Raw genomic sequence first — 22,030 nt, 5'->3', positions numbered from 1 at the left:
TTTATACTATATAAACCCTTCGGTACTGTTTTTGATGCTTTTTATTTCAATCATTGCCGTGTCGAAGCTTGACAGCAAGAAAACGAATGTGTTAAAGAGCAACCCCATCGGGTTGGAGGAAGGATCGCTCCGCGGGTTTCCCTGGCGATGGAGGCTTTCCCTGCCTGACCGGAGTTGAGGTGCAGGATAAAAAAAGCGAAGTGGCAAAAAAGTCATTGCCTTCTCTTTTTTTGTGTGCTACATAAAGAAGCTCTTTTGGTTCAGGATTCTCAGTAAGAATGAACAGAACCAGGTAGCAATGTGGAGAGGTTCCCGAGTGGCCAAAGGGAGCAGACTGTAAATCTGCCGGCGAAGCCTTCGGAGGTTCGAACCCTCCCCTCTCCACCATATTTTAATATCCATGTAGGAGATAGTGGCGGCTTAAGCGCAGATCATTGTCGTTGGAACTACATGAGATGGAAACCTTGCAGCCATACGGAGCTTTTTCCCCTTGTTGCGGATGTACTTTCGCCGGGGTTTCAATTCTCAATGCGGTGCATCTTTCCAGTCATGCATTCAGCCTGTTCTCTTGCAGGCCCACGTAGCTCAGTAGGTAGAGCACTTCCTTGGTAAGGAAGAGGTTCACCGGTTCGATCCCGGTCGTGGGCTCCATTTTTTCTCTCGAAACGAGATTCCAGGCCAGCCACAATGTCGTTTTTCAGATTCTCCCGCCAAGTATCTACTACCATCATCCAGATCATTCCGACTTTCGAGTGATACGTATAAATGCGCTAGACTGGAAATAGAATCATATCATTAGGAGGAAGTACGATGGCGAAGAAGAAGTTTGAGCGGACCAAGCCGCACGTGAATGTGGGGACGATTGGACACATCGACCATGGCAAAACGACCTTGACGGCTGCGATCACCAAGCAGTTGGCCAAGCGCGGCAAGGCGGATTTCGTTCCGTTCGATCAGATCGACAAGGCGCCCGAGGAACGTGAACGCGGTATCACCATCGCTACCGCGCACGTGGAATATGAAACGGACAAACGGCACTACGCCCATGTGGACTGCCCGGGCCACGCGGACTATATCAAGAACATGATCACCGGAGCCGCTCAAATGGACGGCGCCATTCTCGTCGTGGCGGCAGATGACGGTCCCATGCCTCAGACACGGGAGCACATCTTGCTTTCCCGTCAGGTCGGCGTTCCCTACATCGTCGTCTTCCTGAACAAGGTGGATATGGTGGACGATCCCGAACTGATCGAACTCGTGGAACTCGAGCTCCGTGAACTCCTGAGCAAGTACGGGTTCCCGGGCGACGATATTCCCATCATCCCGGGTTCGGCCCTGAAGGCCCTGGAAGCCGAAAGCCCAGACGATCCCAATGCAAAGTGCATCTTCGACCTCATGGATGCCATCGACGCCTACATCCCCGACCCGGTGCGCGACGTGGACAAGCCTTTCCTCATGCCCATCGAAGACGTCTTCTCCATCAGCGGCCGCGGCACCGTTGTGACCGGCCGTGTGGAACGCGGGGTCATCAAGGTGGGTGAGGAAGTGGAAATCGTAGGATTCAAACCCACTTTCAAAACGGTGTGCACCGGCGTGGAAATGTTCCGCAAGACCCTCGACATGGGTCAGGCGGGTGACAATATCGGTGTGCTCATGCGCGGCACCAAGCGCGACGAAGTGGAGCGCGGCCAGGTAGTGGCCAAGCCCGGCAGCATCACGCCACACACCAAATTCAAAGCCGAGGTCTACGTACTCAAAAAGGAAGAAGGTGGGCGCCATACCCCCTTCTTCCCAGGCTACCGGCCTCAGTTCTATTTTCGCACCACTGACGTGACCGGCATCATGACCCTTCCCGAAGGCGTTGAAATGGTTATGCCCGGTGACAACATCAGCACGGAAGTCGCACTGATCACTCCCGTTGCCCTCGAAAAGGAACTCCGTTTCGCCATTCGCGAAGGCGGACGTACTGTGGGCGCTGGCGTCATCACTGAAATCATCGAGTAATCCAGACAGATAAGGTAAACGACTATGCGAGTCATTGTGACCTTGGCTTGTTCCGAATGCAAACGCCGCAACTACACAACGACAAAGAACAAGCGTACGACACCTGAAAAGTTGAGCTTCAATAAATATTGCAAGTTTTGCAATGCGCATCGTGAGCATAAAGAGACAAAGTAGGATTTTGTTCGGGCTGGAGAACGTTTCAACCCGAGACAGGATCTCTTGTGGTATCGCGGAGGCCAATGGGCAGAAGTTCAGAGCTAAAGCAAAACGGCCATCGTTTTGTTTTAGCCCCTCGATCGCCTGCCCTTTTCGGCTCACAGGCTAAACGCTACAATTTGATGTTGACACAAATGAGATCTAAATGAATCTGCCAAAGCAACTCCCTAAAAAGAATGAAACAGACGAAGAACGGTCCGGTAAGGCACAAAAGGCGGAGTTATCGAAGAAAAACAGTCAGAAGCCTCTCAAGGTGAAGAAGACGGAGGCTTCAAAAAAGACCGCCAAAAAGTCCGAAGAGACCGGTTTGGGCTGGTGGGAACACTTCCGCCAGTATCTCAGAGAGGTATCGCATGAATTGCGCAAGGTCGTCTGGCCTTCACGCAAAGAAACCGTTGGGTCGACGTCGGTTGTCTTGATCATCGTGATCCTCTCCGGGATATTTCTGGGGATCGTGGATTTGATTTTGAGTCGTCTTGTGCGATTGATCATCGAATGAAAGGATTTCCCTGAACCGGGAACGAGTCGAATACAGGCACAAGCGGGGTGGGTTCGTGGCGAAATATTGGTATATCGTGCACACATATTCCGGTTTTGAGCATAAGGTCAAGTCAGCCCTTGAGGAACGCATCAAAGCCGATCATAAAGAATCCCTATTTGGCCAGATTCTGGTGCCGACGGAAAAAGTCATCGAACTGGTAAAGGGGCAGAGGAAGGCTTCATCTCGCAAGTTCTATCCGGGATACATTCTGGTGCAGATGGAGCTCAATGACGACACCTGGCACCTGGTGCGACATACGCCCAAAGTCACGGGGTTCATTGGCAGTCAGGAACGCCCCATTCCCCTATCGGACGAAGAAGCTGAAGCCATTATCCAGCAGATGCAGGAAGGGGCGGAAAAACCACGTCCCAGATATCGGTTCGAAAAAGGCGACGAAGTCCGCGTTGTGGATGGTCCTTTCGCCAACTTCAACGGAGTCATCGACGAAGTGATGGCCGACAAAGGCAAAGTCCGCGTACTCGTCAGTATATTTGGTCGATCGACACCGGTCGAACTTGATTTTGTTCAAGTCAACCGTATCTAATTTTACTGGCAACGGGTCAGGATTGAGGAGTTTAACCAAGGATGGCAAAAAAGGTTGTAACAAATATAAAATTACAGGTCCCTGCCGGACAAGCGAATCCATCGCCTCCCATAGGCCCTGCTTTGGGGCAGCACGGCGTGAATATCATGGAATTCTGCAAGGCCTTCAACGCGAAAACGCAGGGCCAGGACGGGATGATCATTCCGGTTGTCATCACTGTCTATGCTGACAGATCGTTCACCTTCATTACGAAGACCCCACCGGCCTCCGTGCTTCTCAAGAAGACGGCGCAAATTGCGAAAGGTTCCAGCGAACCCAACCGGGTTAAAGTCGCAAAGGTGACCAAGCAGCAAGTCGAGGAAATCGCAAAGCTCAAAATGCCGGACTTGAATGCTCGGGATTTGGAGGCTGCCGTTCTTATCATTGAAGGAACCGCCCGCAGCATGGGGATTGAGGTTGAATAAGAATCGGCCATCGTGGATGAATGCTTAGTCAGTTTCTGGAGAGTTTAAGATGGCAACACATGGGAAAAAATATCGCGCGGCGCGCGAAAAAATAGATCCAGCCAAGCGCTACACCTTTCAAGAAGCTTTGCAGCTGGCCAAAGAATGTGCATTTTCAAAGTTCGATGAAACGCTTGATATCGCGGTTCGATTGGGTGTCGATCCCCGCCATGCGGACCAGATGGTCCGTGGCACAGTGGTGCTCCCCAATGGGCTCGGCAAGCCTGTTCGTGTGCTGGTTTTCGCCAAGGGAGAAAAGGTAAAGGAAGCTCTGGATGCAGGGGCCGACTATGCAGGCGGCGACGAACTGGTCGATCAGATCAAGGATGGGTGGCTTGAATTCGATAAGACGGTTGCCACCCCCGACATGATGGGTGCTGTAGGTAGGATCGGAAAGGTGCTCGGCCCTAGAGGCCTCATGCCCAATGCAAAGCTTGGCACGGTCACTTTCGATATTCAGAAGGTGGTCAAGGAAATCAAAGCGGGTAAGGTGGATTTTCGTGTAGAAAAGACGGGAATCGTTCACGCTCCCATGGGCAAGATCTCTTTTGGCGAAGAGAAGCTCATCGAGAACATTTCTGCCTTTATGGATACGATCGTCCGCCTCAAACCCACGGCTGCCAAAGGCACGTATCTGAAGGGTATTGCCATATCCACCACGATGGGTCCCGGTATTCAGGTCGATCCCCTGGCGGTCAAGAGTGTTATGGGATAATTCGATGGCTCAGCTTGCTCTCTAAGCCATCGGAACAATCATTCCATTATGGAATGGACTAACTGCCGTTTGGTGTTTTCCAGTCGTCTGAGACCGTAGGGACATCCAAGAGGTGTTTAAACCCCGGTGTTCGGGGAACCTGCCGAGATGTACAAAGGAACCAATCCGGCTCACTGACTTACGATATGAGTCCTCCATGCCCGCTTCTTTCGGAGAGGGATTGACGGGATATACAGTCGAAAGCACACCGGCAGAGGAAAGGAGGGTTGATATACTTTGGAGCGAGCCCAAAAGGAGCAAATTGTTGCGGATTTGCACGACAAGTTCCAGCGTGCCAGTGCAACTATCTTGACAGATTTCAGGGGACTTTCCGTCGCGGAAATGACTGCGTTGCGCGATGCCCTGGCTGCAGAAAACGTAGACTATCAGGTCGTGAAAAACACCCTGATGCGTCTTGCCAGCCATGACACCAACGCGACGGTGCTGGAACCACACATTAAAGGGACCTGTGCTGTTGCCATCGGCTACGGAGACCCGGCAGTTCCGGCCAAAATCATCAAGAAGTTCAGCAAGGCCAATGAAAAGCTGCAAATCAAAGCTGCATCGCTGGGACAGCGCATTCTCAATGCAGAACAAGTCGCTGCTCTGGCGGAGTTGCCACCGCGGGAAGAACTTTTGGCCAAGCTATTGGGAACTCTCAACGCAGTGCCGACCAGCCTGGTCACTGTCTTGAGCGGAGTTCCGAGAGCCTTTGTAGGTGTGCTGGCGGCCATTCAACGTCAAAGAGAAGAAGCTTAATATACCCTGAGGGAGGAATCAAAAAATGTCTGATATCAGCAAAGAAGATGTCGTCAAATTTATTGAGAATATGACCGTTCTTGAACTGAGCGAACTCGTCAAGGAACTGGAAGAACGTTTCGGTGTCAGTGCTGCCGCTCCCGTAGCTGTTGCCGCAATGCCCGGTGTAGCCGGCGGCGAAGCTGCTCCTGCTGAAGAAAAAACGGAATTCACCGTTGTCATCACAAGCCCTGGTGACAAGAAGATCCAGGTCATCAAGGAAGTACGCGCCATCACGAACCTCGGCTTGAAGGAAGCCAAAGAGCTGGTAGAAAGTTCTCCCGGCGTTGTAAAGGAAGGCATCCCCAAAGAGGAAGCGGAAGCAATTGCAAAACAACTGACAGAAGCGGGCGCCACAGTTGAAATAAAGTAAGATCTTTTTTTTGATCAGGACATCGGAAGCTGGCTGCCGGTATTGCGTGCGGCTTGCTTCCGATTTTCGATTTTATAGCACCTTAATATGGGAGTCATGTGTATCCCGGGAAATACGCTTTGAAGTGCAAGCGTATAACCTTGTCGGTTTCGGGAGCACAAGGCTCTTTTAAGTTGCAGGAGAGAGCATGGCGACGGCTTTGACCCATGAATATCGGGTGCGGAAGAATTTTGGAAAAATCCAAAAGATTATTGACATTCCCAATCTCATCCAAATGCAGAAGGAAAGCTACGAACAATTTCTGCAGCGGGATGTCCCCCCTGAAGCCAGGAGCGAAAAAGGACTGCAGGAAGTTTTCAAAAGCGTTTTTCCCATCGAAGATTTCAGTGGAACGGCTTCGTTGGAATTTGTGCAGTACAGTTTTGGGGAAGTGAAATATGAAGTGGAAGAATGCCTCGCACGGGGAATGACCTACGAAGCTCCTCTGAAAATCGTGGTACGCCTCGTGGTCTACGATGTGGACAAGGAGGCGGACATCCGGTCTATCCGCGACATCAAAGAACAGGAAATCTATTTTGGCACATTGCCACTCATGACCGAAAACGGAACGTTTATCGTCAACGGTACGGAGCGTGTTATCGTCAGCCAGTTGCATCGTTCTCCCGGAATTTTCTTTGACCATGACAGAGGCAAGACACATTCGAGCGGAAAAATCCTCTATTCTTCGCGCATCATCCCGTTGCGCGGCTCGTGGCTTGACCTTGAATTCGACCCTAAAGACATTTTGTACATCCGCATCGACCGGCGCAGGAAGTTTCCAGTAACGGTGCTTTTGAAGGCTCTCGGATATTCCACGGAGGAGCTTCTCAACTATTTTTATCCCAGTGAAACCATCCATCTGGGAGACGAAATGCAGTCGGAAAAAGAGCTCAATGTGGACATTCTTTTGGGAAGCCGCGCCCCCGAAGACATTCTTCACCCGGAATCCGGCGAGGTTCTCATCAAGAAAAACAGGAAGCTTGGCAAACAAACCCTCAAACGCCTTCAGGAACTGGGCATAAAGCGTTTACCCGTAAAAACCACAGACCTTCTCGGTCAGGTGCTCGCTCAAGATGTCATAGACTACAGCACCGGTGAAATCATTGCCGAGTGTAACGACAGCATCACCGAAAACATGCTCTCCGATTTCATCGAACGTGGAGTCCAAAAGTTCGAACTGCTTCACCTGGAAGGTGTGGACGTCAGCCCATCTTTTAGAAATACGCTTTTGATGGATAAGGTCAACAATCCGGAAGACGCTCTCATCGAGATCTACCGGCGTTTGCGGCCGAGCAATCCTCCCACTCTTGAAGTGGCGACGGAATTTTTCAACAATCTCTTTTTCAATGCCGACCATTACGACCTTTCCGAAGTGGGGCGTTTGAAACTCAATCTCCAGTTGGGGCTCGATATTCCATTGGATTATAGAACCCTGCGGAAAGAAGACATTCTCATGGCGGTAAGACAGCTCATCCGCCTGAAGGATTCTCAAGGTCCCGTAGACGACATCGACAACCTCGGGAATCGACGCGTCCGTGCTGTTGGCGAACTGCTCGAGAACCAATACCGTATCGGCCTGGTACGGATGGAAAGAGCCATCAAAGAGCGTATGACGCTGCAGGAAGTGGAGGCTCTCATGCCCCACGACTTGATCAACGCCAAGCCCGTTTCAGCGGTAGTCAAGGAGTTTTTTGGCACAAGCCAGCTTTCACAGTTCATGGATCAGACCAATCCGCTTTCGGAAATCACTCATAAACGCCGTTTGAGCGCTCTGGGTCCCGGCGGTCTCACCCGTGAGCGCGCGGGCTTTGAAGTTCGTGACGTGCATCCGACACACTACGGCCGCATCTGTCCCATCGAGACTCCTGAAGGTCCCAACATCGGGCTGATTGTCTCTCTTTCGACCTATGCTCGAGTCAATTCCTACGGGTTTATCGAGACTCCCTATCGAAAAGCCCTCGACGGTACGGTGGAAAAACAGGTCAGCTACCTCACCGCCATGGACGAAAAAGATTATCCCATTGCGCAGGCCAATGCTCCCCTCGATGAAAATGGGCATTTCCTCCGGGAACAGGTATCGGCTCGTAAGGCCGGTGAATTCGTGATGGTCCCCCCCGAAGAGATTCGGTACATGGACGTTTCCCCAAATCAGCTGGTGAGTGTTTCAGCGTCCCTGATTCCATTTCTCGAACACGACGACGCCAACCGCGCCCTCATGGGGTCCAACATGCAGCGGCAGGCCGTTCCACTCATCCAGACACGCGCGCCGCTGGTGGGAACCGGCATTGAACGCATCGTGGCCAAAGACAGCGGAGTGACGATTGTTGCCAAACGGTCGGGGATCGTCGAATACGTGGACGCCACCCGTATTGTGGTCCGTTCCACCGAAGACGACGTGAATCAGGGAACTGGAGTTCACATCTACAAGCTGATCAAATTCCAGAGGTCCAACCAAAATACGTGCATCAATCAAAAGCCTCTCGTGAACCAGGGGGACTATGTCCGCAGGGGCCAGATCATCGCCGACGGCCCATCGACGGATCATGGCGAATTGGCTCTGGGCCGGAACGTTATGGTCGCATTCATGAGCTGGGGTGGATACAACTTTGAAGACTCCATACTTGTGAGCGAGCGCATCGGGAAAGAGGATGTGTTCACTTCCATCCACATTGAAGAGTTTGAAGTGGTCGCCCGCGACACCAAACTGGGAAAAGAAGACATCACGCGCGACATTCCCAACGTCGGCGATGAAGCTCTGAAAAATCTGGATGAAAGCGGAATCATCCGGGTGGGCGCATACATCAAACCCAACGATATTCTGGTGGGCAAAGTGACCCCCAAGGGTGAATCGCAACTGACGCCGGAAGAAAAATTGCTGCGCGCCATTTTCGGGGAAAAGGCGAGCGATGTGAAGGACACTTCCCTGCGTGTTCCTCCGGGCGTCGAAGGCATCGTCATTGACGCCAAGGTTTTCTCCCGCAAGGGTGTTGAAAAAGACGAACGCACCATCACGATCGAAGAAATGGAAATCTCGCGCCTCATGAAGGACCAGCGGGACGAACTCGAGATCATTCGCAAGACCACCGCCAAGCGTCTCGTTCAGCTCCTGCAGGGAAAAGTGAGCGACAGCACGATCAAGGACGGCAAGAAGGTCTATATCAAGAAGGGTGATGAAATCACCGAAGAGTTCCTCTTGAACCTGCCGAGCGGCTTGTGGGATCAGCTGAGCGTTGCGAAGGACCCGGCGGTTTCCATGGAAATCGAGACCATCTCCGAAGGCTACAGGGAACAGGTTCAGCTGGTGAGAGCCCTTTTTGAGGAAAAGATCAACAAGGTGCGGCGGGGCGATGAACTTCCTCCCGGAGTGATCAAGATGGTCAAGATTTATGTGGCCGTCAAACGCAAACTGCAGGTGGGGGACAAAATGGCCGGGCGCCACGGGAACAAAGGCGTCGTTTCTCGAATTCTTCCCATCGAGGACATGCCCTATTTCCCCGACGGGACTCCCGTTGACATCGTTTTGAACCCTTTGGGTGTTCCTTCCCGTATGAACGTCGGGCAGGTGCTCGAAATCCACCTGGGATGGGCCGCAAAAGCCCTTGGGCAACAGCTTGCCGCGATGATTGAAAAGCACAAGGAAAAAGAGACGATCAAGGAGAAACTCAAACGCATCTATAACCAGCTGGAATTCAGCGAATACTTTGAAGACGCCGATGACAGGCATCTCAAGGCCCTGCTGAAGGATTTTCAGGAAGGCGTTCATGTGGCGACCCCTGTCTTTGATGGAGCCGAGGAGGCTGAAATCCAGGAATTCCTCGAGGAGGGTGGAGCTTCGGCAACCGGGCAGACAACGCTTTATGATGGACGCACCGGCGAACGTTTTGACCAGCCGGTGACGGTCGGCATGATGTACATGCTCAAATTACACCACCTAGTCGACGACAAAATTCATGCGCGCTCCATCGGGCCTTATTCTCTCGTGACACAGCAGCCCCTCGGCGGCAAGGCCCAGTTCGGCGGGCAGCGTCTCGGAGAAATGGAAGTCTGGACCATGGAAGCCTATGGAGCCGCCCATGCGCTTCAGGAATTCCTCACGGTCAAATCCGACGATGTTGCAGGCCGTACGCGAATGTATGAAAAGATTGTCAAGGGAGACAACACCCTGGAAGCCGGGTTGCCGGAATCTTTTAACGTTCTCGTGAAAGAGCTTCAGGCGCTGGCCCTGGATGTCAGATTGCTGGAAGAAGAAGAAGGGAATTAACAGTGGTCAGTTTTCAGTGTTCAGTGGTCGGTACTTTAAGGGGCCGCGTCAACAGTGACCAGTGGTCCTCAACAACTGAGTGCTGGCGCTATCATATCATTGGCCCTTTTACCGTTGGCCCTGCCCACTGACAAGGAGTATCCTTTGAAAGAGCTTTACAGTCTTTTTATGAAGCCCAAGGATCCGGTGCAATTCAATGCCGTAAAAATCATGATTTCCTCGCCTGAACGGATTCGAGAATGGTCCTACGGGGAGGTCAAAAAGCCGGAGACGATCAACTACAGAACGTTTAAACCAGAACGGGACGGGCTTTTCTGCGCCAGAATTTTTGGACCGATAAAGGACTACGAGTGTAATTGCGGCAAGTACAAGCGGATGAAGCATCGCGGCGTCGTATGTGAAAAGTGCGGAGTCGAAGTCATCCAATCCAAGGTCAGACGTGAACGAATGGGGCATATCGAGCTGGCCGCCCCTGTGGCGCATATTTGGTTTCTTAGAAGCTTACCCAGCAAAATCGGCAATCTTTTGGATCTCACCTTGAGAGAGCTGGAGAAGGTGCTCTATTTCGATTCGTATATCGTTCTCGATCCCGGGGAAACGCCCCTCAATCGAGGCGAACTGCTGACAGAGGAAAAATACCGCCAGACAGTTCAGGAATACGGCAGCGGGTTCATCGCGGGCATCGGCGCCGAGGCCATCAAGCAGCTGCTCATGAACCTCGACCTGGAAACGCTCGCCATGGAGCTTCGCGAAGATATGAGCAAGACCAATTCCATGGCCAAGCGAAAAAAGCTCGCCAAGCGCCTGAAGATCATCGATGCATTCCGGGAATCTGAAAACCGTCCGGAATGGATGATCATGGACGTGGTCCCCGTTTTACCGCCGGACCTGCGCCCTCTCGTCCCTTTGGATGGCGGCCGGTTTGCGACCAGTGACCTGAATGACCTCTACCGCAGAGTGATCAACCGGAACAATCGTCTCAAACGTCTCCAAGAGCTCAACGCGCCGGACATCATCATACGCAATGAAAAGCGCATGCTTCAGGAAGCGGTGGACGTTCTTTTCGACAATGGCCGCAGAGGCAAAACCATAACGGGCGCAAGCAAACGCCCCCTCAAATCTCTGAGTGATATGCTCAAGGGAAAACAGGGTCGCTTCCGTCAAAATCTTTTGGGTAAGCGTGTGGATTACTCCGGCCGTACTGTTATCGTCGTCGGACCCAACCTTCGGCTGCATCAGTGCGGTCTGCCCAAGAAGATGGCGTTGGAGCTCTTCAAGCCCTTCATCTACAACAAGCTGGAGGAGAAGGGCTACGTCACGACCATCAAGGCCGCCAAGAAAATGGTGGAAAGGGAAACACCGGAGGTGTGGGACACTTTGGACGAAGTCGTTCGCGAGTTCCCCATCATGCTCAACCGGGCCCCCACCCTCCACCGGCTCGGTATTCAGGCGTTTGAGCCCATCCTCATCGAGGGAAAGGCCATCCAGCTCCATCCGCTGGTCTGCACGGCATTCAACGCCGACTTCGACGGCGATCAAATGGCCGTCCATGTTCCTCTTTCCATCGAGGCGCAGGCGGAAGCGCGCATCTTGATGATGTCCACCAACAATATCCTCAGCCCGGCACATGGGGACCCTATCATTGTGCCTTCCCAGGATATTGTGCTCGGTATCTATTACATGACGCGCGAAAAGCCCTTTGCCAAAGGCGAAAATCGTATTTTTTCCAGCCGGGAAGAAGTGCGCTGCGCTTTCGACGCCGGAGAAGCCGACCTCCACGCGAGGGTTCATGTCCGCATAGGCAAGGAACGTGTGCAGACGACGGTAGGGCGCGTTATTCTCTCCGAAATACTGCCGGAGGGGATTCCCTTTTCCGCTGTCAACCGAGTCATGAACAAGAAGGTTCTCGCTCAGCTCATCGATATGTGCTATCGCACGGCGGGAGTCAAGGCCACGGTGATTCTGGCCGACCGGCTCAAGGACCTGGGGTATGCCTTTGCAACGCGCTCCGGCATATCCATTTCCATCAAGGATATGACCATTCCCGGTCGCAAATCCGAGATTCTGGACCAGGCCTTTGAACTGGTGAAAGAGATCGACCGGCAGTACAACGAAGGCCTTATCACCGAGGGTGAAAAATACAACAAGGCGGTCGATATCTGGGCAAAGGCCACGGAAGATGTTGCGGCCGAAATGATGAAGGAAATCGCCACCGAAGACGTCAAAGACACCGAGGGAAAGACAAAGCAGATCGAGGCCTTCAATTCCATCTACATGATGGCGGACTCGGGCGCTCGAGGAAGTAAGGACCAGATGAGGCAGCTGGCCGGAATGCGAGGTCTCATGGCCAAGCCTTCCGGTGAAATCATAGAAACCCCGATCACGGCCAATTTCCGGGAAGGCCTTACGGTGCTTCAATACTTCATTTCGACCCACGGAGCACGGAAGGGTCTCGCGGATACGGCCCTTAAGACGGCGAACTCGGGATACCTCACCCGCCGACTGGTGGATGTATCCCAGGATGTCATCGTGTCCGAACACGACTGCGGAACCATGGACGGCATCGAAGTGGAAGCGCTCCTGGAAGCGGGAGAGGTCATACAACGCCTTGGCGACCGTATTCTCGGCAGGGTGACGCAGGAAGATGTCGTCGACCCGGTTACGGGGGAGGTTTTGGTCGAGGCCGGCGTGGAAATCGACGAACGCAAAGTGCAGATCATCGAAGACGCCGGGGTGGAAAAGGTTCCCATCCGCTCAGCCCTTACCTGCAGAAGTGAACGCGGCATCTGCGCCATGTGCTACGGACGTGATCTCGCCCAGGGCAAACTTGCACAGATCGGCGAAGCAGTGGGCATCATTGCCGCTCAATCTATCGGCGAACCGGGAACGCAGCTCACCATGCGCACCTTCCACATCGGTGGGACGGCGAGCAAAAGCATTGAACGGACTTCCATCACCAATCGCTACCCCGGAACGGTTCGGTTTCTGAACCTCAATACCGTTCGCAACCGTGAAGGGGACCTCGTCGCCATGAACCGCAACGGTGAAATCGTCATTATGAGTGAGTCCGGTCGTGAGCGTGAACGCTACGTCATTAATTACGGCGCAAAGCTCAAGGTACAGGACGGCCAGACGACGGAAAGCGGCAGTCTTCTGGCCGAATGGGACCCGTTCACCACTCCCATTTTGACGGACGTTGCCGGAACGGTGAAGTTTGGCGACATTGTCGAAGGCCAGACCATGCAGGAAAAGCTCGACCCGGTTACCGGCAAATCGAGCAAAGTCGTTGTGGAATACAGGGATACGGACGTAAGACCCCGTATCTCCATCAAAGACGAGAAGGGCAAGACAGCCCGTGTGGGCGAAGGCGGGTATGCCCGTTATTTCATGCCACTCGGAGCCATTCTCATGGTCAACGAAGGCGATGAGATTTTCCCTGGAGACGTACTCGCTCGTATTCCACGGGAGACGACCAAGACCAAGGACATCACCGGTGGTCTTCCGCGCGTAGCGGAACTCTTCGAAGTACGAAAACCGAAAGAGAATGCGGTCATCACAGAAATCGACGGTGTCATCAGTTTCGGAAAAGACACCAAAGGCAAGCGGAAGGTCACCGTCACTCCGGACGTGGGCGATCCGAGAGATTACCTGATTCCCAAAGGGAAACACATCAGCGTCCACGAGGGCGATTATGTGCGGGCGGGTGAACCTCTCATGGACGGATCTCCCAATCCGCACGATATTCTGAGTGTTCTCGGTGAAAAGGAAGTTGCAAAATACCTGGTGGATGAAGTGCAGCAGGTATACCGACTTCAGGGTGTAAAGATCAACGACAAGCACATTGAAGTCATCGTCCGCCAGATGTTGAAACGGGTTCGCATTACGGATCGCGGTGATTCCGAATTCCTCGAAGGCGAACATGTCGAAAAGCAGCTCTTTGAGGAAGTCAACAGTGCACTCATTGCCGAGGAGAAACGTCCCGCAGCGGCCGAACCTCTTCTCCTGGGAATCACCAAGGCATCTTTAAGCACTCAAAGTTTCATTTCCGCGGCATCGTTTCAGGAAACGACCAAGGTATTGACGGATGCCGCAACGGCCGGCAAGGTGGACTATCTGCTCGGGCTCAAAGAAAATGTCATCATGGGACGCCTCATTCCGGCCGGCACGGGAATGAGAGCCTACCGCGAAGTGCGCAAGTAGTGCCTGCCCCAAGTTCCCGGACATTTTGCATGCATTCGGATCCGGGTGAGATTGCACTGTGAGAACATCCACCCCTGCCGCGAAACGAGTGAATCGTCGGCGGTTGGGGCGTAAAGGAATCTCATTTATGAAGATTGTCATGCAGGAATAGATGATCAGCCCACAAAAGGGCTTGACATAGAAGGTCCCCATTTTGTAAATAGAGGAGATTTGGAAGCCAAGAGTCTTGGCCTTTTACAAGAGATTTCCGAACAAAGCGGAGTAAAAGAGAAATGCCCACTATCAACCAGTTGGTGCGAAAAGGCAGAGAAGAGATCAAGAAGAAGTCCACTACACCGGCTCTTCAGAACTGTCCCCAGAAGCGTGGAGTATGTGTACGCGTTTACACCACTACTCCCAAAAAGCCGAATTCGGCATTGCGAAAAATCGCCCGTGTTCGATTGACAAACGGCATCGAGGTAACCTCATACATCCCCGGCATCGGGCATAATTTGCAGGAACACTCCGTTGTACTGATTCGAGGGGGTCGTGTGAAGGACTTGCCCGGTGTGCGTTATCATATTATTCGTGGCACCCTGGATGCTCTCGGAGTGGCGAATCGAAAGCAGGGACGTTCCAAGTACGGCGCCAAGAAACCAAAATAGTGAAGCATAGGTTATCTTTGGGGGCCATGACTCGTACACACCCGTCATGGCCTCTCTTTTCTCCTGATTAATTAGACGGTCGAGGAAGCGGATGCCAAGAAGAAGAGAAGTTCCAAAACGTTATGTCTTGCCGGACCCAAAATACAATAGCAAGCTGGCGGCAAAGTTTATCAACAATGTGATGCTCAAGGGCAAGAAGAGTGTTGCTGAAAACATTTTCTATGGAGCGCTCGATCTGATCGAGCAAAGGTCCAAGCAGGATCCTCTGGAGCTGTTCAACAAAGCCCTGGACAATGTCCGGCCCATTATCGAGGTCAAGTCCAGACGTGTGGGTGGCGCCACATACCAGGTTCCCGTGGAAGTGCGTCATGAAAGAAGAGACGCTTTGGCCATGCGCTGGATCATCAACTACGCCAATCAGCGCTCGGAAAAGACGATGGTCCAAAGGCTTGCCGGTGAATTGCAGGACGCAGCACAGGGTCGGGGTGGATCGGTCAAAAAACGGGAAGACACGCATCGCATGGCAGAAGCGAACAAGGCCTTTGCTCACTATAGGTGGTAACCTACCTGAAATCGGATCTGGCCACCTGCAGGAACGGTTCATTGCGAGTTCAGCGAAGCGGAAAGATATACTGGCTTCTTAGCTGTGCTCCGCACAATGACCTTGTGTGCAAGCACGAATAACGCAAGAGGCAACTGGGAAAGGTCAGCACCATATACAACTGGTTGAAATGCTGGATCTACGAAGCACGGTTTTGACAATATCGGCAAGGAGGAAGTACGATGGCGAAGAAGAAGTTTGAGCGGACCAAGCCGCACGTGAATGTGGGGACGATTGGACACATCGACCATGGCAAAACGACCTTGACGGCTGCGATCACCAAGCAGTTGGCCAAGCGCGGCAAGGCGGATTTCGTTCCGTTCGATCAGATCGACAAGGCGCCCGAGGAACGTGAACGCGGTATCACCATCGCTACCGCGCACGTGGAATATGAAACGGACAAACGGCACTACGCCCATGTGGACTGCCCGGGCCACGCGGACTATATCAAGAACATGATCACCGGAGCCGCTCAAATGGACGGCGCCATTCTCGTCGTGGCGGCAGATGACGGTCCCATGCCTCAGACACGGGAGCACATCTTGCTTTCCCGTCAGGTCGGCGTTCCCTACATCGTCGTCTTCCTGAACAAGGTGGATATGGTGGACGATCCCGAACTGATCGAACTCGTGGAACTCGAGCTCCGTGAACTCCTGAGCAAGTACGGGTTCCCGGGCGACGATATTCCCATCATCCCGGGTTCGGCCCTGAAGGCCCTGGAAGCCGAAAGCCCAGACGATCCCAATGCAAAGTGCATCTTCGACCTCATGGATGCCATCGACGCCTACATCCCCGACCCGGTGCGCGACGTGGACAAGCCTTTCCTCATGCCCATCGAAGACGTCTTCTCCATCAGCGGCCGCGGCACCGTTGTGACCGGCCGTGTGGAACGCGGGGTCATCAAGGTGGGTGAGGAAGTGGAAATCGTAGGATTCAAACCCACTTTCAAAACGGTGTGCACCGGCGTGGAAATGTTCCGCAAGACCCTCGACATGGGTCAGGCGGGTGACAATATCGGTGTGCTCATGCGCGGCACCAAGCGCGACGAAGTGGAGCGCGGCCAGGTAGTGGCCAAGCCCGGCAGCATCACGCCACACACCAAATTCAAAGCCGAGGTCTACGTACTCAAAAAGGAAGAAGGTGGGCGCCATACCCCCTTCTTCCCAGGCTACCGGCCTCAGTTCTATTTTCGCACCACTGACGTGACCGGCATCATGACCCTTCCCGAAGGCGTTGAAATGGTTATGCCCGGTGACAACATCAGCACGGAAGTCGCACTGATCACTCCCGTTGCCCTCGAAAAGGAACTCCGTTTCGCCATTCGCGAAGGCGGACGTACTGTGGGCGCTGGCGTCATCACTGAAATCATCGAGTAATTGTCCAACGTGGCATATCGGCCGGGGCGTCACTGAGCGCTCCGGTCGCTCAATTTACATAGGAACGACAAATTATGATGACGAATCAAAGAATTCGCATCCGCTTGAAGGCATACGATCACAAGTTACTTGACCAGTCAACGAATGAAATCGTCATGACGGCCAAGAAGACTGGCGCGCGGGTGGCGGGACCCATTCCCCTTCCAACGAAGATTCACAAGTACACGGTCCTGCGATCTCCACACGTGGACAAAAAGTCGCGTGAGCAATTCGAAATTCGCGTCCATAAACGACTCATCGACATCTTGGAACCGACACAGCAGACCGTAGATTCGCTCATGAAACTGGATCTTTCTGCGGGAGTCGACGTAGAGATCAAGCTCTAGTACTTCAAGCGGGCGGTTATACCGAAAGAGAGCAGGCCACCATGATCAAAGCTATAATTGGACGCAAATTGGAAATGACCCAGGTTTTCACCGAGGACGGCACGAACGTTCCCGTTACTCTGGTGCAGGTCGGTCCCTGCACCATCTCCCAGATCAAGACGGTGGAGAGGGACGGCTACTCAGCGCTGCAAATTGCGTTCGAAACCTGTAAACCCAAAAATATCAACAAGCCCTTGAAGGGACACCTTGATAAGGTCGGCAAAGGCTATTTCAAGGTCCTTCGTGAAGTCCGCATGGACGATGTGAGCCAATACGAATTGGGTCAAGACGTTACCGTTGAGAATTTTCAGATCGGTGAACGTATTGACGTGATCGGCACCAGCAAGGGCAAAGGTTATGCCGGGACCATCAAGCGCTGGGGTTTTCAAAGGGGTCCAGACGGCCATGGTTCCAAGAATGTTAGGGAGCCCGGTTCAACGGGTAACGCCACTTTCCCCGGTCGAGTCATCAAGGGGAAAAAGATGCCCGGCCAAAAGGGCAACAAGCGCGTTACCACCATGGGCCTTAAGATCATAGACGTACGCCCTGAAGACAATTTGCTTTTGGTTAAAGGGGCAATTCCGGGCGCCAGAAATGGAATCGTATTTATCCGGAAAACCAACCGGGTCTGATGCAACGACCACGTAAGGGACCCGGGAGAATTTGAGGATCACCATGCCAACTGTGGATGTTTACAATACCAATCGTGATGTAGTAGGACAGCTTGAGCTGGATGACACCGTTTTTGGCGTCACGGTGAAGCCCCATGTCATGCATGAGGTGGTGCTTTATCAACTTGCAAAGCGTCGCGCGGGAACAGCAAAAGTCAAAGGACGCAGTGAAGTGGCAGGGGGCGGCAAAAAGCCCTGGCGCCAGAAAGGCACCGGACGGGCGCGGGCGGGGACCAGCCGATCCCCGGTTTGGCGCGGCGGTGGAACCATTCACGGACCTCAACCGCGTTCCTATGACATGAAGGTTCCCAAAAAGGTGCGTAAGCTCGCCGTCAAGATGGCCCTTTCACAGAAGCTCATCGATCAGGAACTGACGGTACTCGACCAGCTCCAGCTGGAGCGTATCAAAACCAAGGATTTTGCTGCCATCCTCGACCGCTTCCAGCTTCGCAAGACGCTCGTGGTGATCGCTCAACCGGACGATACCGTTGAAAGATCAGCACGCAATATTCCCAATGTCAAGGTTTTGCGATCTGAAGGGTTGAATGTTTACGACTTGCTCAATTACCACAACGTTCTCCTTACCCAGGAAACAGTTGGGAGAATAGAGGAGTCCTTAGGATCATGAACCATAAATCATATCAGATTCTCAAACGGCCTCTGGTCACTGAGAAGAGTACCATTGAGAAAGAGGATCGCAACAAGCTTTATTTCGAAGTCGATCGCCGCGCCAATAAGATCGAAATCAAGGAAGCCGTTGAACAGATCTTCAAGGTGAATGTGCTGGATGTCACCACCATCACTATGAAAGGCAAAAAGAAGCGTGTAGGTCGCTTCTTCACCAAACGTCCTGACTGGAAGAAGGCCCTGGTCACCATCAAGGCTGGCCAACGCGTTGAATTCTTCGAAGGCGTCTAAGTTAGAGAGGGTTATCCATGGGCATTAGAAAAGTGAATCCGACCTCCCCTGGCCGTCGGTTTCAGACACATGCCACGTTTGATGAAATCACTTGCACCCAACCGGAAAAGAGCCTGTTGCAGCCCCTCAAGAAAAGTGGCGGCCGCAACAATACGGGTCGGGTTACGGCATGGCATCGGGGTGGTGGGCACAAGCGTCAATATCGAATCATCGACTTCAAACGGAACAAAGAAAATATTCCCGCTAAAGTCGCTAGCATAGAGTACGATCCCAACCGGTCCGCCAATATTGCGCTCCTTCACTATGCAGATGGTGAGAAACGCTATATTCTGGCACCCGTTGGGCTGACTGTGGGCGACACCGTACTTGCAGGTCCCGAAGCCGATATCAAGCCCGGCAACTGCTTGCGCCTTGCAAATATTCCGCTCGGCACTATCTTGCACAATATCGAGCTCAGACCCGGCAAGGGCGGACAGCTTGCACGTTCTGCAGGTTCCAGTACGCAGCTCATTGCCAAGGAGGGCAAGAACGCAATTTTGCGCCTCCCCTCCAGTGAGATGCGCATGGTGCCCCTGGAATGCAAAGCCTCGATCGGTCAGGTGGGGAACATCGACCATGAGAACCTCTCTCTTGGCAAAGCCGGTCGGAAGCGTTGGCAGGGCAAGAGGCCCCATGTCCGCGGCGTCGCCATGAACCCGGTGGACCATCCCATGGGTGGCGGTGAGGGAAGAAGCTCCGGTGGTCGACATCCCTGTACCCCTTGGGGTATTCCCACAAAGGGCTACCGTACAAGGAAATCCAAACACAGCGACAAACTCATTGTACATCGCCGTAAGTAGTCGGCAGTGGCTGATGGCTCATAGCTCATAGCTGATGGCTCACAAAAGGATACAACGAAGAGCACTTCGTAAACCGAACGCTATGACCCCTAAGCCGAAAAATCTGAACCATGCGCTATGAGCCATGAGCTTCTAAGGAGTAAAAGATGCCTCGCTCTTTAAAAAAGGGACCATTTGTTGATGGTCATTTGTTCGACAAAGTTTCTAAGGCCAAGGATACGGGTGATCGTAAGGTCATCAAGACTTGGTCGAGGAGATCCACCATCCTACCCGAGTTTGTCGGCATCACCCTTGCCGTCCACAACGGCAAGAAATTTATTCCTGTTTTCATTTCAGAAAATATGGTGGGTCACAAACTTGGAGAATTCGCTCCTACCAGGACCTTCTACGGCCATGCTGGTGACAAGAAGTCTAAAGTGAAAGGGAAGAAGTAATGGAAGTGAGAGCCGTTAGCAAATACCTGCGCATTTCTCCCCACAAAGCGCGCCTGGTGGCAAACTTGGTGCGCGGCAAAAAAGTGGGGGAAGCCTTGACGATTCTCAAGTACACGCCGAAAAAGAGTGGCCGTCTTATCAATAAGACTTTACGATCTGCAGTCGCCAATGCTGAAAACACTCAGACCATGGACATCGACAACCTTTTTGTGAAGAGCATTTATATTGATGAGGGGCCGCGTTTGAAGCGTTTCAGGCCTCGGGCCATGGGGCGTGCAACCAGGATCCTCAAAGGCAGCAGCCACATTACCGTGGTTTTGTCTGAAAAATAGGGTCGTTTGTCTGCACCAGTATCCGTTGCAGCATGAGAAATCTTAAACATACCAATAGATCAGGTGACTGGGCGCTTCCTTTTTTGCCGAATCGGGCTCAGGGAAGGTGCCTGCCGTAAGGTGCGGAGGTGAAGTTTGGGACAAAAGGTACATCCGACGGGATTTCGTCTGGGCGTTATTAAGACTTGGGATTCGAAATGGTTTGCGACCAAAGACTATGCCAAGCTAGTTTACGAAGATCGTAAGATCCGTGATTATATCAAGGGGCGTCTCTTCCACGCCGGCATCGCTAAGGTGGAAATCGAACGCGCAGCCAATAAGGTAAAGATCCGTATTTTTACGGCGCGCCCCGGCATCGTCATCGGGAAGAAAGGCTCCGAGATTGAAGCACTTCGCAAAGATCTCGAGAAAAAATTCAAAAGAGAGATCCTCATCGACATCCAGGAGGTCCGTCGGCCGGAACTGGACAGCACGCTGGTGGGGGAAAACATCGCTCTTCAACTTGTTCGCCGCGTCGCTTTTCGCCGGGCAATGAAGCGTGCAGTGACATCCGCTCTCAAGTTTGGAGCCAAGGGTGTCCGGGTTGCATCCTCCGGGAGGCTGGGTGGCGCCGAAATGGCTCGACGTGAATGGTACCGCGAAGGCAGGGTGCCTCTTCATACTCTCAGGGCAGATATCGACTATGGCACCGCCCTCGCCAAGACGACCTATGGCATTATTGGAGTCAAAGTTTGGATTTTTAAGGGCGAGGTTCTCCCCTGATCACGCCTCCCTAGGCGGGATAGCTCATAGCTCATAGCTTGTAGTTCATGAGGAATAGGCGTGAGCTACTCAGGAAGAAACCGGCGTCAGCGACTATCAGCCATGAGCCATGAGCTATCGGCCATGCGCTCTTTAGCTACAGCGTCCGAACGGTGAAGAACAGGAGTAATTCTGATGTTAGCACCTAAAAGAGTTAAATTTCGTAAACAACAAAAAGGCCGCATGAAAGGCACCGCCTTTCGCGGAAGCGATATCAGCTTCGGCGATTTTGGCCTCAAGGCGCTCGGCTGTGGTTATCTCACTTCGCGACAGATTGAGGCCGCACGTATCGCCATTACGCGCCACGTCAAGCGCGGTGGGAAAGTCTGGATTCGCATTTTTCCGGACAAACCCTTTACGAAGAAGCCTGCGGAAACACGTATGGGTAAAGGAAAAGGATCTCCGGAAGGTTGGGTGGCCGTTATCAAGCCGGGCCGCATCCTTTACGAAATCAAGGGAGTTCCTGAATCTGTCGCCCGGGAAGCTCTGAGCCTGGCGTCTCACAAGCTTCCTATTCCTCTGCGTTTCGTATCAAGACAGGATATCCTATGAAAGCCAGTTCTTTACGTGATATGACAAAAGACGAACTTCTTCAGAAGCTCGCCGAGCTTCGCGAAGCTCTTTTCAATCTTAAATTTCAGCATGTCACCGGACAGCTGGAAAACACCGCTCAACTCCCCAAGACACGAAGGAATATTGCTCAGATCCTGACGGTCTTGCGTGAGATGGAACATAAAACTGCGGCATGAGGGTACG

General features: G+C 52.8%; 23 protein-coding genes and 2 tRNA genes. All 25 read left to right on the top strand.

The features are described from left to right. Window positions 1-302 precede the first annotated feature (302 nt). The 25 genes from QMG16_RS17455 (at window position 303) to rpmC (ending at window position 22,023) form a co-directional block, all read left to right on the top strand. Window positions 303-387: transfer RNA gene (locus tag QMG16_RS17455), tRNA-Tyr, on the top strand. 187 nt (window positions 388-574) lie between these two features. Continuing rightward, window positions 575-651: transfer RNA gene (locus tag QMG16_RS17450), tRNA-Thr, on the top strand. A gap of 159 nt (window positions 652-810) precedes the next feature. Then, the gene (gene tuf / locus QMG16_RS17445) at window positions 811-2,004 is read left to right on the top strand and encodes an elongation factor Tu (protein WP_281796264.1); all 1,194 of its coding nucleotides are present in this window, start codon (window positions 811-813) and stop codon (window positions 2,002-2,004) included. 24 nt (window positions 2,005-2,028) lie between these two features. Further along, entirely contained in the window at window positions 2,029-2,178 is a 150-nt protein-coding gene (gene rpmG, locus QMG16_RS17440) for a 50S ribosomal protein L33 (protein WP_281796279.1), read from the top strand. Between the two features lie 187 nt (window positions 2,179-2,365). Further along, window positions 2,366-2,719 (top strand): preprotein translocase subunit SecE, encoded by a 354-nt coding sequence (gene secE, locus QMG16_RS17435; RefSeq protein WP_281796278.1) that lies wholly within the window; start codon window positions 2,366-2,368, stop codon window positions 2,717-2,719. A 55-nt stretch (window positions 2,720-2,774) separates the two neighbouring features. Next, on the top strand, window positions 2,775-3,305 hold the full coding sequence (gene nusG / locus QMG16_RS17430) for a transcription termination/antitermination protein NusG (RefSeq protein ID WP_281796276.1): 531 nt from the start codon (window positions 2,775-2,777) through the stop codon (window positions 3,303-3,305). A gap of 41 nt (window positions 3,306-3,346) precedes the next feature. Continuing rightward, complete coding sequence (gene rplK / locus QMG16_RS17425; protein WP_281796275.1) at window positions 3,347-3,769, top strand: 50S ribosomal protein L11; 423 nt, start codon at window positions 3,347-3,349, stop codon at window positions 3,767-3,769. Window positions 3,770-3,818: 49 nt separating this feature from the next. Then, window positions 3,819-4,523, top strand: coding sequence for a 50S ribosomal protein L1 (gene rplA, locus QMG16_RS17420; protein WP_281796274.1), 705 nt, complete (start codon window positions 3,819-3,821; stop codon window positions 4,521-4,523). Between the two features lie 276 nt (window positions 4,524-4,799). Then, the gene (gene rplJ, locus QMG16_RS17415; RefSeq protein WP_281796273.1) at window positions 4,800-5,321 is read left to right on the top strand and encodes a 50S ribosomal protein L10; all 522 of its coding nucleotides are present in this window, start codon (window positions 4,800-4,802) and stop codon (window positions 5,319-5,321) included. A 25-nt stretch (window positions 5,322-5,346) separates the two neighbouring features. Further along, a complete protein-coding gene (gene rplL / locus QMG16_RS17410; RefSeq protein WP_281796271.1) occupies window positions 5,347-5,733 on the top strand; it encodes a 50S ribosomal protein L7/L12 in 387 nt (128 codons plus the stop codon). 187 nt (window positions 5,734-5,920) lie between these two features. Beyond that, complete coding sequence (gene rpoB / locus QMG16_RS17405) at window positions 5,921-10,033, top strand: DNA-directed RNA polymerase subunit beta (protein WP_281796270.1); 4,113 nt, start codon at window positions 5,921-5,923, stop codon at window positions 10,031-10,033. Between the two features lie 144 nt (window positions 10,034-10,177). Beyond that, window positions 10,178-14,233, top strand: coding sequence for a DNA-directed RNA polymerase subunit beta' (gene rpoC / locus QMG16_RS17400; RefSeq protein WP_281796269.1), 4,056 nt, complete (start codon window positions 10,178-10,180; stop codon window positions 14,231-14,233). A 272-nt stretch (window positions 14,234-14,505) separates the two neighbouring features. Beyond that, complete coding sequence (rpsL, locus tag QMG16_RS17395; protein ID WP_244083680.1) at window positions 14,506-14,877, top strand: 30S ribosomal protein S12; 372 nt, start codon at window positions 14,506-14,508, stop codon at window positions 14,875-14,877. A 91-nt stretch (window positions 14,878-14,968) separates the two neighbouring features. After that, the gene (rpsG, locus tag QMG16_RS17390) at window positions 14,969-15,439 is read left to right on the top strand and encodes a 30S ribosomal protein S7 (protein ID WP_281796266.1); all 471 of its coding nucleotides are present in this window, start codon (window positions 14,969-14,971) and stop codon (window positions 15,437-15,439) included. A gap of 221 nt (window positions 15,440-15,660) precedes the next feature. Then, window positions 15,661-16,854 carry an elongation factor Tu gene (tuf, locus tag QMG16_RS17385; RefSeq protein ID WP_281796264.1) on the top strand — a complete coding sequence of 398 codons (1,194 nt, stop codon included), beginning with the start codon at window positions 15,661-15,663 and terminating at the stop codon, window positions 16,852-16,854. Window positions 16,855-16,931: 77 nt separating this feature from the next. Beyond that, window positions 16,932-17,240: a 30S ribosomal protein S10 gene (rpsJ, locus tag QMG16_RS17380; protein WP_244083700.1), complete on the top strand. Its 309-nt coding sequence runs from the start codon at window positions 16,932-16,934 to the stop codon at window positions 17,238-17,240. Between the two features lie 41 nt (window positions 17,241-17,281). Then, on the top strand, window positions 17,282-17,911 hold the full coding sequence (gene rplC / locus QMG16_RS17375) for a 50S ribosomal protein L3 (protein ID WP_281796262.1): 630 nt from the start codon (window positions 17,282-17,284) through the stop codon (window positions 17,909-17,911). A 43-nt stretch (window positions 17,912-17,954) separates the two neighbouring features. Continuing rightward, window positions 17,955-18,578, top strand: coding sequence for a 50S ribosomal protein L4 (gene rplD / locus QMG16_RS17370; RefSeq protein WP_281796260.1), 624 nt, complete (start codon window positions 17,955-17,957; stop codon window positions 18,576-18,578). Next, window positions 18,575-18,868 carry a 50S ribosomal protein L23 gene (locus tag QMG16_RS17365; RefSeq protein WP_281796259.1) on the top strand — a complete coding sequence of 98 codons (294 nt, stop codon included), beginning with the start codon at window positions 18,575-18,577 and terminating at the stop codon, window positions 18,866-18,868. Before rplD ends, QMG16_RS17365 begins: the two co-directional genes overlap by 4 nt. A gap of 17 nt (window positions 18,869-18,885) precedes the next feature. Further along, complete coding sequence (rplB, locus tag QMG16_RS17360) at window positions 18,886-19,707, top strand: 50S ribosomal protein L2 (RefSeq protein WP_281796257.1); 822 nt, start codon at window positions 18,886-18,888, stop codon at window positions 19,705-19,707. A 146-nt stretch (window positions 19,708-19,853) separates the two neighbouring features. Further along, window positions 19,854-20,141, top strand: a complete 288-nt coding sequence (gene rpsS / locus QMG16_RS17355) for a 30S ribosomal protein S19 (RefSeq protein WP_281796255.1) — start codon at window positions 19,854-19,856, stop codon at window positions 20,139-20,141. Beyond that, complete coding sequence (gene rplV / locus QMG16_RS17350; RefSeq protein WP_281796253.1) at window positions 20,141-20,473, top strand: 50S ribosomal protein L22; 333 nt, start codon at window positions 20,141-20,143, stop codon at window positions 20,471-20,473. Before rpsS ends, rplV begins: the two co-directional genes overlap by 1 nt. 135 nt (window positions 20,474-20,608) lie before the next feature. Beyond that, window positions 20,609-21,235, top strand: a complete 627-nt coding sequence (rpsC, locus tag QMG16_RS17345; protein ID WP_281796251.1) for a 30S ribosomal protein S3 — start codon at window positions 20,609-20,611, stop codon at window positions 21,233-21,235. A gap of 174 nt (window positions 21,236-21,409) precedes the next feature. Further along, the gene (rplP, locus tag QMG16_RS17340; protein ID WP_281796250.1) at window positions 21,410-21,826 is read left to right on the top strand and encodes a 50S ribosomal protein L16; all 417 of its coding nucleotides are present in this window, start codon (window positions 21,410-21,412) and stop codon (window positions 21,824-21,826) included. Next, window positions 21,823-22,023, top strand: a complete 201-nt coding sequence (rpmC, locus tag QMG16_RS17335; protein ID WP_281796248.1) for a 50S ribosomal protein L29 — start codon at window positions 21,823-21,825, stop codon at window positions 22,021-22,023. The genes rplP and rpmC overlap by 4 nt, the downstream gene beginning before the upstream one ends. The last annotated feature ends 7 nt before the right edge of the window (window positions 22,024-22,030 follow it).

It is taken from the genome of Desulforhabdus amnigena, assembly GCF_027925305.1.
Classification (GTDB): Bacteria; Desulfobacterota; Syntrophobacteria; order Syntrophobacterales; family Syntrophobacteraceae; genus Desulforhabdus; species Desulforhabdus amnigena.
The sequence above is the reverse complement of the archived record's forward strand: the minus strand, read 5'-3'. Positions and strand labels throughout refer to the sequence as shown.

Bases quoted from the DNA above. Each gene is read 5' to 3' on its own strand.
- rpmC (WP_281796248.1), top strand. From the start codon at position 21,823: ATGAAAGCCAGTTCTTTACGTGATATGACAAAAGACGAACTTCTTCAG.
- QMG16_RS17365 (WP_281796259.1), top strand. From the start codon at position 18,575: ATGAACCATAAATCATATCAGATTCTCAAACGGCCTCTGGTCACTGAG.
- rpoB (WP_281796270.1), top strand. From the start codon at position 5,921: ATGGCGACGGCTTTGACCCATGAATATCGGGTGCGGAAGAATTTTGGA.
- rpsJ (WP_244083700.1), top strand. From the start codon at position 16,932: ATGACGAATCAAAGAATTCGCATCCGCTTGAAGGCATACGATCACAAG.
- rplA (WP_281796274.1), top strand. From the start codon at position 3,819: ATGGCAACACATGGGAAAAAATATCGCGCGGCGCGCGAAAAAATAGAT.
- rplK (WP_281796275.1), top strand. From the start codon at position 3,347: ATGGCAAAAAAGGTTGTAACAAATATAAAATTACAGGTCCCTGCCGGA.
- rplP (WP_281796250.1), top strand. From the start codon at position 21,410: ATGTTAGCACCTAAAAGAGTTAAATTTCGTAAACAACAAAAAGGCCGC.
- rplV (WP_281796253.1), top strand. From the start codon at position 20,141: ATGGAAGTGAGAGCCGTTAGCAAATACCTGCGCATTTCTCCCCACAAA.
- rpsS (WP_281796255.1), top strand. From the start codon at position 19,854: ATGCCTCGCTCTTTAAAAAAGGGACCATTTGTTGATGGTCATTTGTTC.
- secE (WP_281796278.1), top strand. From the start codon at position 2,366: ATGAATCTGCCAAAGCAACTCCCTAAAAAGAATGAAACAGACGAAGAA.
- tuf (WP_281796264.1), top strand. From the start codon at position 811: ATGGCGAAGAAGAAGTTTGAGCGGACCAAGCCGCACGTGAATGTGGGG.
- rpmG (WP_281796279.1), top strand. From the start codon at position 2,029: ATGCGAGTCATTGTGACCTTGGCTTGTTCCGAATGCAAACGCCGCAAC.
- tuf (WP_281796264.1), top strand. From the start codon at position 15,661: ATGGCGAAGAAGAAGTTTGAGCGGACCAAGCCGCACGTGAATGTGGGG.
- rplC (WP_281796262.1), top strand. From the start codon at position 17,282: ATGATCAAAGCTATAATTGGACGCAAATTGGAAATGACCCAGGTTTTC.
- rplD (WP_281796260.1), top strand. From the start codon at position 17,955: ATGCCAACTGTGGATGTTTACAATACCAATCGTGATGTAGTAGGACAG.
- rpsG (WP_281796266.1), top strand. From the start codon at position 14,969: ATGCCAAGAAGAAGAGAAGTTCCAAAACGTTATGTCTTGCCGGACCCA.
- rpsL (WP_244083680.1), top strand. From the start codon at position 14,506: ATGCCCACTATCAACCAGTTGGTGCGAAAAGGCAGAGAAGAGATCAAG.
- rplL (WP_281796271.1), top strand. From the start codon at position 5,347: ATGTCTGATATCAGCAAAGAAGATGTCGTCAAATTTATTGAGAATATG.
- rplB (WP_281796257.1), top strand. From the start codon at position 18,886: ATGGGCATTAGAAAAGTGAATCCGACCTCCCCTGGCCGTCGGTTTCAG.